Consider the following 10,919-nt stretch of genomic DNA (forward strand, 5'->3'; position numbering starts at 1 on the left):
GGGTAATGGCTATTGCGGGTGCTGTATGCTGAATAACGCGAAAGTATAAAGACAGGGAGGCAGAGGCGGCTATCCGGTTTCCGCAAAATGCGTTTAGCGGTATGACTCCAGCGTAACAGAGGGTGATTCACCAAACGCCAGTTTGTAGTCGAGCGCAAAGCGACCAAGGTGGAAAAAGCCAAAGCGCATGGCAATTGCCGTTACAGTAGTGATTTTGGGGTCTGCAATATTTAACATAGAGCGTACACGGCTTAAACGACAAGAGCGCAGATAAGCCAGCGGCGACATATTAACGTAGGCCCGGAAGGCATATTGCAAGCTGCGTTCTGAAACGCCGACAGCGATACAAATAGCACTGATGGTAGGGATAATATCCAATACAAAGCACTCTGTAATGTAGACCCGTGCTTTGCGGCAAATGTGAAAGGCGTGTGTGCGCTCTGTCATTGAAGGTGCCGTTTGACAGGCTCCGCTTGCAGTAGCGATGTGCAGCACTTGTTGCAATAGTTGCTCATTGAGCATCTTGTTGTGCGTTTCCGGCAGCTTACTTAACGCTTCGCTGTTGTGCAGCCAATGCTTTACTACAGCAGCTAAAGCCGGTTGTTGGCCGCTGTTGTCCGATAGCAGTTGTTGCTGTGGCAGATCCCATTGTGCAGGATTCAATGCCCGCGCATCTTGCAAAAAATCTTCCTGGTTAAAGCTGATATAGGCGGTTTGTTGGCCTGCCGGCACATAAATATCAAATTCTGTACATTCCGGCATAAAAAAGATGGTTTTGGCGCAACTGGCGGCATATTCAGAAAAACGGAAATTTGGCGCGGCGGTACAGTAAGACAAGGTACAGAGGCCGGGCGGTGTAACACCCAGCTTTTGCACTGCTGCCAATTGCGTTTCCCGTACAACCTGTTGCCCGCCCAGGCTTAGTGTGTCCATTTTCGCCAGGCATCGGCCGTGGCTCAACTGATAGCACTCCATAGCAATCCAGGGTTGCATTGCCGCCTGAGTGGCAGCATCTTCGATATGGGCGGAATAACGCTTGAGTGTTGCGTCAACAGCAGCCTTTGTCACTACATCGGCTATTGTTTGCGTTGGCGTTGTTTCAGGCAGTGGCTGAGTTTCAGTTGAAATTTTTGTCATGTCCTGTCCCGAATCGCAGTTGTTTTTTCAAACAACAGCACTGCATGGTGTTTACTATACCGCCGACTGCAGTTGATGGGAAATTAAACAATGGTCGCCGTGTTTTACTGTGGTTTAACAGATTCAACCTGCCGCGTACTTATTGATATTAGCAAAAGCCATCAGTATGTCTTTGGCGTAGCTGACTCTGGGATGTTTAAGCGCGCCCTTGCGCCAAACTAAATAAATAAAATTTTCCGGCCCGGGTTCGCCAATGTGGATCAGTTCACCTGCAGCTATGGCATCGCGGCATAAGTAATCCGGCAGCACACTGTAACCTATACCGGCCTTCACTATGCCGGCAATGGCACGAATGTCGGGGCAAATGGCGGCGATCGGCGACTGGCAGCTTTCATTAAACACGGTATTAAAGTAATGCCGGATCAACGGCAGAGTTTGATCATAACTGACCACCGGATATAGTCGCAGCCGCTCTGCACTGACGGCTTGCTGCGACAAATGTGCGCCGGTAAAGCGGTTGGCCACCAGCATCAGCCGCTCACTATCAATGATTTGGTAGTCATAGACTGCAGGATCCGGAGTTGAAGCAGTAATAGCAAGCTCGGCTGTGCCGTCAGCTAACAATTGGTAAATGCGCTCTTTATTACCGATATGCACCACCAGATTTACCTCACCGGCTTGCAGTAAGTTGGCAAACTGTGCCCCGGCAATATGGCTGATGTATTCCGCAGGGCCGGCAATGTTCAGCGTGCCGTATACCGCATTGCTGCGGTTACGCACCGAGGCCAGTTTTTGCTCTACCGCATCCAGGTGAGCAGACACCTGCAGGGCTAAATCGTGTGCGGCTGCTGTAGGTTCTACGCCGCGGGCTTTGCGTTCAAATAACGCAAAACCCACCAGTGATTCTATGCTTTGAATATGTGCTGTCGCCGCCGGTTGCGACAAGCCTAAGTTAGCGGCGGCTTTGGTAATGGTGCCGCAGCGATACACTTCAACGAAGGTACGTAACTGTACAAAGTACGACATAAAGCCTCAAGCCATCAGAAATGTGATGGCTGATAGTAAAAGAGCTGAGTTCTAACTACAAGCGAAACGGCCTAAGCTGGCCACCGTAATACAGCGCTGAGCATCGGCTTAGCCCTACCCCCTGATGAGGAAAAATTGATGATTAAGCAAACTCTGTTAGCAGTGGCCCTGCTGGGCACTTTTAGTCAAACGGTTGTAGCGGCAGACAGCAAAGGCCAAATTTTGGTGTTGTTATCCAGCGAAAGCCAAATGCAACTGCAGGATGGCAAAACCCTGGCTACCGGCTATTACCTGAATGAATTTGGCGTACCGGCCGATGCTTTTATTAAGGCCGGCTACGAGCTGGTACTGGCCACGCCGAAAGGCAATGCCCCGGTAGTAGATCAGAAATCGGTAACAGTGCAGTATTTCGCCGGTGATGCAGCTGAAATGCAGCGCATCAGCCAGGTCGTTGCAGCTATCCCCGGCATTGACGATACGTTGTCATTAAAAGAAGTAATAGACGGCGGTTTGGCGCAATACGAGGCGGTATTTATCCCGGGTGGCCACGCACCGTTAATTGATTTAGCCAATAACCCTGAAGTTGGCATCATTCTTACGCATTTTAATGCTGAAGCTAAGCCCACCGCTGCTATTTGTCATGGCCCTATAGCGCTGTTATCGGCCCAACAAAATCCGCAGGCTTTTCAGCAAGCGCTGGTACAGCAAAGTGAGGTTACTGCCAATAGCTGGATTTATGCCGGCTACAAGATGACGATTTTTTCTAACGCAGAAGAAGCGGTGTTTGAAGCGTCGTTAAACGGCGACAAGCTGCAATATTACCCGGGTAAGGCCATGCAACAAGCCGGTGGGGATATGCAATACAGTGAGGCCTGGACACCCAATGTAGTGGTGGACCGCGAGCTTATTACCGGGCAAAACCCGTTTTCCGATAAAGCGCTGGCGCAAGCTGTGTTAGCGCAACTGCAACAACAGCGTTAATTGTCTTAAGCAAATACCGGAGTAGCTATGCTGAATTTTAATTTTAAAAATCAAACCGAAATCTTATTTGGCAAAGGCCAGATTAAAGAAGCGAAAAGCCGTTTACCCAAAGACGCCAAAGTGTTGCTGTTATACGGTGGCGGCTCAATTAAACGCAACGGCGTATATGACGATGTGGTAGCGCTGCTGGAAGGTGTTAGTTATCACGAGTTTGGCGGTGTTGAACCCAACCCGACGCTGGAAACCCTGATGCAGGCGGTAGAGCTGGTGCGTGGCAAAGGCATTAATTTTATTATGGCTGTCGGCGGCGGTAGCGTAATCGACGGCGCCAAGTTTGTTGCGGCTGCAGCGCATTTTGACGGCGAGCCGTGGGATATTCTGGCCAAAGGCGCTGCTTTTACCAGCGCGTTACCTATAGGTGCTGTGTTAACGCTGCCGGCCACCGGTTCAGAGAGTAACGGCAATTCAGTCGTTACCAACAAAGCCACGGCACAAAAGCGCGCTTTTGGCTCAGATTTAGTGCAACCGGTATTTGCCGTGCTCGACCCGGTGTACACCTTCTCGTTGCCGCTAAAGCAAGTGGGTAACGGCGTGGTCGATGCCTTTGTGCACGTTATCGAGCAGTACCTGACTTACCCGGTAAACGCGCCGCTGCAAGACCGCTTTGCCGAAGGTATTTTACAAACGCTGCTTAGCGAAGGCCCCAAAGCGCTGGCCACGCCGGAAGATTACGACGTGCGTGCCAATGTAATGTGGTCTGCCACCATGGCGTTGAATGGTTTGATTGGTAAAGGCGTGCCGCAAGACTGGGCTACGCATATGATTGGCCACGAGCTAACGGCATTGTTTGGCCTCGATCACGCGCAAACCTTAGCCATAGTGCTGCCTACGTTAATGTACGTGCAGCGTGAGCAAAAGCGCCAAAAGCTGCTGCAGTTTGGCCAGCGGGTGTTTGCTATCAGCAGTGGCAGCGAAGATGAGATCATCGATAAAACCATTAAAGCCACTCAGGACTTTTTCGAGCATATGGGCGTAAAAACCCGCTTGTCAGATTACAATCTGGCAGCGGCCGATATCGATAAACTTATCGCCAACCTCGAGCGCAACGGCATGACCGCCCTGGGTGAACACAGCGACATTGATTTGACCAAAGCCCGGCAAATTCTCACGCTGGCGCTGTAACGCCAGTTTGCTTGAAAGAAGAAAACCGGCGGCGCAGTGCCGCCGGGGTTTTAGTCAGCCTAATAGCCGGACTGAGTGGGCTGTACTATCAGCTCATCCACATTAACATCGTCCGGCTGCGCAATGGCATAGGCAATAGCGTTAGCAATGGCTTCGGGTTTTAGTGCTACTTTACGAAAATCTTCCAACCAGGCTTTTGTTGCGCTATCTGTTGTGGTGTGAGCCAGCTCACTTTCCACTACGCCGGGCGAAACGGTGGTAACCCGTACTTTTTTGGTTTCTAAGCGCAGGCCGTTTGAAATGGCGCGCACGGCAAACTTAGTGGCGCAATACACCGCAGCGGTGGGGAACACGTTATGGGCGGCGATAGAGGCCACATTAATAATGTGCCCGCCGCGCTGTTCCATTGCGGTTAAAACAGACTCAATGCCATTTAGCACACCTTTAATGTTAACGTCGATCATCTGGTTCCATTCGTCCGCTTTAAGGGCTGCCATGGGTGACAGCGGCATTAAGCCGGCGTTGTTAACCAGTACATCAATCGGGCCGAACTCCTCCGTTGCCGCAGCAACCACAGCTTTGAAGTTGTCGCGTGATGTCACATCCAAAGCATAGGCTTTGGCAAGGCCGCCATCTTGCTTAATTATCCGGGTTAGTGCCTCAAGCCGCTCAGTGCGGCGAGCTGCAACAATAACCGTATGCCCGGCTTTTGCCAGCACTTTAGCAGTGGTTTCGCCGATGCCACTACTGGCGCCGGTGATCAGAATTACTTTGGCTTTATTAGTTGTCATAACAAGACTCCTTTATAGATAAACAGGCAATACGGCTGGTTAATACGGGTTGCCCCGATGCCTGTTATGCTAATGGTGTGGAGTGCTGTTATGGATACCCAAAGTTACGGTATCATTGCCTGATTATCCAATTTATACCGCAACCATAGGGGATTTGAGCGATGAACATAACATTTAGCGCAACGATCAAAAAGCGCGGTATAAACCCCTATGTTCTGGTCGGCTCTGAATTGGCTTCGCAACTTAAAGAAAACTGGCGCAAACCCCTGCCGGTGTTGTTACGGGTGAACTCGACACCAGAGCTGCCATGGCGGATAAATATGATGCCGGTTGGTGATGGTAGTTTTTATTTGTACCTGAACGCTGCAGTGCTTAAAGCGTCCGGCGTCACAGTGGGTAGCGAGATCCGTGTAGAGCTGCAATTTGATGCAGAGTATAAAGCCGGGCCGGCCGACCCAATGCCAGACTGGTTTCGTGCAGCATTAGAGCAACATCAGCCTGCCAGCGAAGCCTGGAACAAACTTACTCCTGGTATGCAAAAAGAAATTCTGCGCTATCTGGCCCGGTTAAAATCAGCAGAGGCACAGGCGCGCAACTGCCAACTGGCCATTCATGTGCTGTCGGGTGGTAAAGGCCGCTTTCTGGCACGCTCATGGAACGACTAGCAATGGCTTTAGCGCAAATTACAACCGGATGCCGGCCAATATCATATCGAGAAACTTTGGAATGTCGGCAGCGGTAAGCTTGGTACATGGCACGATAAGCCGGTAATAAATTGGTGCGTACAGCAACTCAACCATCATTACCGGATCGAGCCCGGGCTGCAACTCGCCGTGGCGTTGGGCAATAGCCAGCCGCTCTGTTGCAGCACGGTAAGTAGGCTGGTAAATCTGCACATTCATCGCGTTGGCAACGTCCTGATTAAACTGAGCTTCTACCAGCAGGCCGATAAATAAACAACCGGTATCCTTGCTGGTTAACAGCTTTTCTACCCGCAGCATCTGGGCCAACAAGTCATCACGGATATTACCGGTATCGGCAAAAACCAACTCATCTTTAACGTGTTCAACCAAAGCTTCCAGCAAGATCAGCGCCTTAGAAGACCACCAGCGATAAAGGGTTTGCTTACCCGCTCCTGCGCGTTTCGCAATGCCCTCTATTGTCAATTTGTCATAACCAACTTCTCTTACCAGCGAAAATGCGGCGTCGAGTATGGCTATTCTTACTTTCTCGTTTTGCCTGGATCTGTTTTGTTGCGGCATGTTATTTCCCATCTCTAGACGATACGTCTCGATTAGTATGTTGACACAGGTTGCTATAAGATGTAAAACGAGACGAGCCGTACCGTCTAACTTGTGGAGGTAACGATGTCTTACATTCAAATTGCAATTATTATTGGTAGCACGCGTGAGCAACGCTTTGCTAAAACTGTGGCAGATTGGTTTGTCAGTCGGGCTGAAATTCAGCAAGGGCTGAAGCTTGATGTTATCGATTTGGCAGAGGCCTGCCTGCCCGCTGTGTTACCCTACGACAACGACCCGGCAACAGCGGCTTACGTTAAGCGCATTGCTAAAGCAGAAGCCTTTGTCATGATAACGCCGGAATACAATCACAGCTTTCCGGCGTCGTTAAAACAAGCTATCGATGTAGCGCAAACTGAGTGGCATGCTAAGCCGGTGGCCTTTGTTTCTTATGGCGGCATGGGGGGCGGTATCCGGTCGGTTGAGCATCTGCGAGCAGTACTGCCAGAGGTTCATGCCACCAGTATCCGTAACACTGTCAGCTTACACAACGTGTGGAAGCTGTTCGATGAGCAAGGCAATTTTATTGAGCCGGAGCGTTATAACAACTCTGTCGACGCAATGTTTGCCCAGCTGGTGTGGTGGGCTAATGCGTTAATCGCCGCCAAAGCTAAAGCGATCTATCCAGCCTGATGAGGAGTTTTGACTAATGAGTTTAGCCAATACTGCTACTCCTGTTATAGCAAGAGCTGACGCCGGCCTTATCTTGATCAGCTACTGGACTGTTCCGACAGCCGGGCTGCAACGCCATGCCGCCGCTCTTGCGATGCAGCTATGGCAAGACACCGATTGGCCTGATGGCATGTTATCGCACCATGTTTACGGCGCCGATGATGGTAAAACCGTACTGAATTACTCGCAGTGGCGTGATGATGCCGCCTTCGATGCTTACCTGGCCGGTGGTCAACCTGAACGCGCCCGCCGGATAGAGGCTGATCCGGCAGGTATTTCCCGGGATAGTATCGACCGCTTCCGGATTTACCGCACTATGGACGGAGCGGCTGCAGGTTCAGCCACAGGCTGCCTGGTGCTGACCAGCTTTGATGTCGACGGCCCGTCGCGGCAGCGCCAATTGGTCGACAGCATCATTGCAGCTGCCACTTCGGTAAATGATAAATCAGGTAATATAGCCTCGCATTTTCATATTAATCACGATGGCAGCAAGGTGATTAATGTGGCGGAATGGGTAAACGCGCAATCTCACGCCAGTACGGTGCAAACTGCGTCACAGCAGCATGGCATTATACACAAAGTAAGCTCCGGTGCAGGCGGTGTGACAGCCAGAGGCTTTCAGCGGTTTGTGTTGCTATCAGGTGTTGCCGCCCGTTAAGCGCAGGCGGCAGCACGGCACATGCCGGTGCTGCATAGCCATTTGTCAGACAGCGAAAAGCAAATTTACGCGGCTTGGCCACGGCAGGGTAAAGATATGTTTTTATGTCGGCCGGAAACCGGCGATTGGCAACAGAGCAGATAAATGGTGCCCGGGGCCGGACTTGAACCGGCACGCCCTTTCGAGCGAGGGATTTTAAATCCCTTGTGTCTACCGATTTCACCACCCGGGCAGAGTCGTTCGCGCGAATGCGCTTGGTAAGACGGCGCGCATCTTATGTAACCTTGCAACAATATGCAAGTGGTTTTCTACTTCAGGTATTAGTGTTAACCACTAATGCCGCATTTTTGTTACTTATATTTCAAAGCTTTATTGAATTGCGCTGCTATGCTTATTTTCACAAGTTGTGTTTAAGTCGCAGCCGGTTAACGTCGCGTTGCTACTAAAACTTTGTCATCCAGCCTGCATCTGACGGAGCAACCATGCACCAATTTAAACTGCGTACGGTATTTATTGCCTTTGTTGGCCTTGCGCTGGCGTTGCTAACGCTGGTAGCCACACTGATTAATATTAACCAGTTTTCCGGCCTGTATTACGGCCAGACAGAGGCAGAATATTTGCCTAACAGCGTTGGCCGTATTGCCGAGCAGGTGCGATCAGAGCTGATGTACCCGATTACGTTGTCGGAGAATTTAGCCGCCAACAGCTTATTGCACAACTGGATGCGTGAAGGTGAAACCGCCGCGGCGAATCATGCTGAGGTATTGCGCTACTTTAAGCAGCAGCAACAAGATGCCGGTGCGTCTACGCTGTTTTGGGTATCGGACTACAGCAAAACCTATTACACCGAAGGCGGCGTGTTTAAGACTATTTCAGCCAGCGAGCCACGTGACAGCTGGTTTTTTACTTTCCTAAACGGCACGGCTAAGCGTGAACTGGCGATAGATGCCGATGAGCGCAGCGGCAAGCTTACGCTATTTGTCAATGCCGCAGTTAAGGTAGAGGGCAAGCGTGCCGGTGTGGCCGGGCTGGGTTATGACGTATCGGCCATCGCCAGTCTGGTGTCGGGCTATAAGCTGGGCCAAAACGGCTTTTTGTTTTTGGTCGATGCCAACGGCATGATAGTGGTGCACCGCAACCTGGCGCTGGCACGGCAAAATATTCAGCAGTTGCCGCAGTATCAGGCCGTGGCAGAACAAATTACGCAGCACAGCACCGGCTTTAGCCTGCAGCAAACTGAACTGGATAACGAACCGGTGTATATCGGTGTGCAGGATATCCGCGACACCGGGCTTAAGCTGGTGGCGGTGTTGCCGTCGGCGGAAATCAGTGGTGCCATTAACAGCGTGATCTCGTTTTCAGTTATAGCCAGTATTGTGCTGGCGGCTATATTTATTGCGTTGACGGTGGTGTTTGCTAACTCGCTGAGCAATTCCATTCGTCAGGTGGGGGAAAACCTGCTGCAGATGTCGGGGGACGGCGGTGACTTAACCAAACGGCTCGACGACAGCCATGACAACGAGCTGGGCCATTTAGCTAAAGGCTTTAACGCCATTATCGGCAAAATTCGCGAGTTGGTCGCCGAAATTCAACATACAGAAACGGCAATGAAAGCCGGTATTGAGCAGTTGGCACAGTTGGCCAACGACACTTTTAGTTCGACTGAGTTACAGCGGGCGCAAACTGATCAGGTAGCCACCGCCATTACCGAAATGGGCCAGACTATTGCTGAAGTGTCCGGCATTGCCCATCGCACCGCCAGCGACACTGAAGCCGCCGTGCACGACACCCACAGTACCAACGATAATATGGCGCTGACCTCGCGCACCATGCAGCAGCTAAATACGGTAATGGGCGATATTGAAACAACCATTGTCGATTTTGCCAACCAGGCGGCCGCCATTAACTCGGTAGTAGAAGTGATTAACGCCATCTCAGAGCAAACCAATTTACTGGCACTGAATGCGGCAATAGAAGCTGCCCGTGCCGGTGAGCAGGGCCGTGGTTTTGCGGTGGTGGCCGATGAAGTGCGTAACCTGGCCAAGCGCACTCAGGAGTCGACGCTGGAAATTCGCGATCAAATTACGCGGCTGCAGCAAACCGCGCAGCAGTCTACCGCGGCTATTCAGCAGGGCACGGCCAGCAGTAAGCAAGTTGCTGAGCGTACGGAACAGTCGGCCGCGGCACTGCTGAGTATTAAACAGAAATTTGAAGCGATCAGCGCCGGTAATCATCAGGTTGCGGCCGCGACAGAAGAGCAGGGCACAGTGGTAGAGCATATTAACGAGTCGGCGCACTTAATCTCCGACAGTGCCGCCAGCATTCACCACAATGCCGAGCAGCAACTTAAAGCTATCAGCCTGTTGCAACAGCGGGCAGAACAACTGCGCACTCTGGTTACGCAGTTTAAGGTGTAAACAATGAAGAAAATCATAGTGTTGATATTGTCGGGTTTTAGCTGCCTGCCGCTGTGCGCCGAAGTGCTATGGCAGGATTTCAGTGCCACTTACCTAAACGGCAGCAATTACCGTGTAGATGGTCCGGATAAGCAAGTGTTGACGCTGGAGCATGTTGCCGGTACCAGCTGGGGCGACAGCTTTTTCTTTCTCGACCATTTACGCGGCGATAACGGCAGCCGCAGTAACTATGCCGAGTGGTCGCCCCGGCTAAGCTTGAGCAAGCTCAGTGGTAAGCCGTTGCAATATGGCCTGATCAAAGATGTGCTACTAACCAGTACTGTTGAGATGTCATCACTAAGGACGGACTTTTTATACGGTGTCGCCACCGATCTTAGCGTACCGGGCTTTAGCTACCTGAAACTGAATTTTTACCGTCGCAATAACGACGGCCTGGCCGATAACTGGCAACTTACCACCACCTGGGCGGTGCCGTTTACGCTGGGTGGTCAGCAATTTTTGTATGACGGCTTTCTCGACTGGTACAGTACCACTGATGATCAACGCGCCAGTATGAATATGACATCGCAACTGAAATGGGCGCTGCACCCGTTGTTTAACTGGAAATCTAAACTCTATGTTGGCGTGGAGTATGTGTATTGGCGCAATAAATACGGTATTGCCGACAGCCCGCAGTTTCGCACCCATGAGTCGAATATAAACCTGCTGGTAAAGGCGCATTTTTAAGTAGAGACTGGCAGCGCGCGAATCGGTT

The 10,919-nt window shown here is 51.2% G+C and carries 11 protein-coding genes and 1 tRNA gene; 7 read left to right on the forward strand and 5 right to left on the reverse strand.

What is annotated here, in order from left to right; translation table 11 throughout:
* Window positions 1–93 precede the first annotated feature (93 nt).
* Window positions 94–1,137 carry a helix-turn-helix domain-containing protein gene (locus ACTZWV_RS01050; RefSeq protein WP_444784751.1) on the reverse strand — a complete coding sequence of 348 codons (1,044 nt, stop codon included), beginning with the start codon at window positions 1,135–1,137 and terminating at the stop codon, window positions 94–96.
* 123 nt (window positions 1,138–1,260) lie between these two features.
* A complete protein-coding gene (locus ACTZWV_RS01055) occupies window positions 1,261–2,163 on the reverse strand; it encodes a LysR family transcriptional regulator (protein ID WP_444784752.1) in 903 nt (300 codons plus the stop codon).
* A gap of 138 nt (window positions 2,164–2,301) precedes the next feature.
* Here ACTZWV_RS01055 and ACTZWV_RS01060 point away from each other — a divergent pair, with 138 nt between their 5' ends.
* Window positions 2,302–3,144: a type 1 glutamine amidotransferase domain-containing protein gene (locus ACTZWV_RS01060; protein ID WP_444784753.1), complete on the forward strand. Its 843-nt coding sequence runs from the start codon at window positions 2,302–2,304 to the stop codon at window positions 3,142–3,144.
* A gap of 27 nt (window positions 3,145–3,171) precedes the next feature.
* The gene (locus ACTZWV_RS01065) at window positions 3,172–4,326 is read left to right on the forward strand and encodes an iron-containing alcohol dehydrogenase (RefSeq protein ID WP_444784754.1); all 1,155 of its coding nucleotides are present in this window, start codon (window positions 3,172–3,174) and stop codon (window positions 4,324–4,326) included.
* A 59-nt stretch (window positions 4,327–4,385) separates the two neighbouring features.
* Here ACTZWV_RS01065 and ACTZWV_RS01070 read toward each other — a convergent pair whose 3' ends face one another.
* Window positions 4,386–5,117 (reverse strand): SDR family oxidoreductase, encoded by a 732-nt coding sequence (locus ACTZWV_RS01070; RefSeq protein WP_444784755.1) that lies wholly within the window; start codon window positions 5,115–5,117, stop codon window positions 4,386–4,388.
* Between the two features lie 161 nt (window positions 5,118–5,278).
* Between ACTZWV_RS01070 and ACTZWV_RS01075 the strand changes: the two genes are divergently transcribed.
* Window positions 5,279–5,782: a YdeI/OmpD-associated family protein gene (locus tag ACTZWV_RS01075; RefSeq protein WP_444784756.1), complete on the forward strand. Its 504-nt coding sequence runs from the start codon at window positions 5,279–5,281 to the stop codon at window positions 5,780–5,782.
* A gap of 18 nt (window positions 5,783–5,800) precedes the next feature.
* On the opposite strand, the gene ACTZWV_RS01080 is transcribed toward ACTZWV_RS01075, so the two are convergent.
* Entirely contained in the window at window positions 5,801–6,379 is a 579-nt protein-coding gene (locus ACTZWV_RS01080; protein ID WP_444784757.1) for a TetR/AcrR family transcriptional regulator, read from the reverse strand.
* Window positions 6,380–6,484: 105 nt separating this feature from the next.
* On the opposite strand from ACTZWV_RS01080, the gene ACTZWV_RS01085 reads away from it, so the two are divergent.
* The gene (locus ACTZWV_RS01085) at window positions 6,485–7,051 is read left to right on the forward strand and encodes an NADPH-dependent FMN reductase (RefSeq protein ID WP_444784758.1); all 567 of its coding nucleotides are present in this window, start codon (window positions 6,485–6,487) and stop codon (window positions 7,049–7,051) included.
* Between the two features lie 16 nt (window positions 7,052–7,067).
* Window positions 7,068–7,748, forward strand: a complete 681-nt coding sequence (locus ACTZWV_RS01090; RefSeq protein ID WP_444784759.1) for a hypothetical protein — start codon at window positions 7,068–7,070, stop codon at window positions 7,746–7,748.
* A gap of 145 nt (window positions 7,749–7,893) precedes the next feature.
* Here ACTZWV_RS01090 and ACTZWV_RS01095 read toward each other — a convergent pair.
* A tRNA-Leu gene (locus ACTZWV_RS01095) sits at window positions 7,894–7,980 on the reverse strand.
* Window positions 7,981–8,230: 250 nt separating this feature from the next.
* Between ACTZWV_RS01095 and ACTZWV_RS01100 the strand changes: the two genes are divergently transcribed.
* Complete coding sequence (locus ACTZWV_RS01100; protein ID WP_444784760.1) at window positions 8,231–10,165, forward strand: methyl-accepting chemotaxis protein; 1,935 nt, start codon at window positions 8,231–8,233, stop codon at window positions 10,163–10,165.
* Window positions 10,166–10,168: 3 nt separating this feature from the next.
* A complete protein-coding gene (locus tag ACTZWV_RS01105) occupies window positions 10,169–10,891 on the forward strand; it encodes a DUF5020 family protein (RefSeq protein WP_444784761.1) in 723 nt (240 codons plus the stop codon).
* The last annotated feature ends 28 nt before the right edge of the window (window positions 10,892–10,919 follow it).

Origin of the sequence: Rheinheimera sp. NSM (genome assembly GCF_052380015.1) — a bacterium.
Classification (GTDB): Bacteria; Pseudomonadota; Gammaproteobacteria; order Enterobacterales; family Alteromonadaceae; genus Alishewanella.